This is a genomic window from Terrilactibacillus laevilacticus (assembly GCF_006517395.1).
Lineage (GTDB): Bacteria > Bacillota > Bacilli > Bacillales > Sporolactobacillaceae > Terrilactibacillus > Terrilactibacillus laevilacticus.
In genome coordinates, this window is the sequence record NZ_VDCY01000035.1 from 1 (window position 1) to 1612 (window position 1612).

Genomic DNA, 1612 nt, shown 5'->3' on the forward strand with positions numbered 1-1612 from the left:
GATTTATTTATCTATTTTCTCGAAAGATCTAAGATCATTTTGCGTCCTAAACGGGTTGTTTCAAAATTAGCTGTTTAAAATTAACGTTTTTAGACAGACCTATCCCTTGGTCTTACTTTTGATTTTTGAATAAGGGTTAAAAGGATGCGTTATTCCAGCTGTAGTTGTTGAATTTGGGTTAGCACCTTCCAAAAGAATGTCTGATAGACAAAACTGGATGATAATTTAAAGTATAAGGAACGTCCCGACTTGACTAATTTACTCGCCACTTTAATAATCCGGGTGCGGATGGTTTCAATTTGCATCGTCTTTTGTCCCTTTGGGAAAGTCAATGTTCGTAGCCAGTTGGTTAAGTTATAAACAAGAAGACTGAGCATCATCTTGACTTCGTTGACTTGGAAAGCATGGCTATTCATTTTATCTAATTTGAAACCATGCTTAGCTTCCTTGATATAGTTTTCCATCGTCCCTCTTTTTTGAGGAAGATGTCCTTTGGTGAAAAAGCATCTACTAAATTGGTCACGATAAACGCGTGGGTAAATAATAGTTCACCTGCAGGACGTACCGATTTTACAATCACTTTTCTTGGTTTAGACCATGATGCCGCTTGATACATTGTTTCTTCAAAATAACAGGCTGCCTTTGTGACATCTGATGGCGTCGTGGAAGGATGAAGGTCTTCCGCAATCTGTTGGAGTTTGGCATTTGATTTGAGACGGATGACGTAAAAGACCGATTCTTTTTCACACAAATCATACAAAGCTGGGACGGCAAAACCACTATCACCACGCACAAATGAGATGGTTTCTGGAAATTTCTCATTGTAATGTTCAATCAGAGGTTGAATAAATTCGACAACACCATTTGACGTATAGACATGTCCAGGGCGCAGTTTTGCTTTAAGAAAATCGCCTGTTACACCATCAAAAGCCACTAAAGGATGAAAGCCGATGGTTCCATAATGAGCATTGTAGACTGCATCTTCTTGATTACCATAGGTATCTGAATGCGTAGAATCCAAATCAAAAATAAGTGTTTTTGATTCACGAAACGTATGCACTTTATCAAGCAACGCTTGATTCGCACGTTCCAATTGTTCAATGGATTGTCTATCAAAACGCTTAAAAAAACGAGATAAACTGGGCTGAGAAGCAAGTGCAGGCGTGCCAAGCATGTGAGTAAACACAGGATCTGTCGTTAAGTGATCCGCTGCATCATCATGGGCATACCCGGCAATCATTTGATACAGCTTTTGACGAAGCAAATTTTCATTTGAATGGACGCTGTAAGCTCGCGTGTCCTTCAAACATAAGTGTTGGGCCAATGTCTTTGAAAAACCAAGTTTTTCATCAAATTCTCTAAACAGGAATTGACCCGTATCAGAAGAAAGAGAACCTCCACCATTTGATAATTTAATTTGTTGATTGAAATTAAGTTTTAATTGCGGTAAAGTAGCCATTATAAGAATCCTTTCTCTGTGGTTATTTGTCGTGATTTAACCTTAACAGAAATGGATTCTTTTTTCATTTATTTCATGCAGTAAAGCATAACGAAAAAGCTGATTAAATAGCCCTATACCGGTGTATTTTAGAAAATCGGTGAATAATTCAGG

At 37.9% G+C, this 1612-nt stretch carries 1 pseudogene; it reads right to left on the reverse strand.

The features are described from left to right. Positions 1–149: 149 nt before the first annotated feature. Positions 150–1459, reverse strand: a pseudogene (locus FG390_RS15610) (IS1380 family transposase). Positions 1460–1612 lie beyond the last annotated feature (153 nt).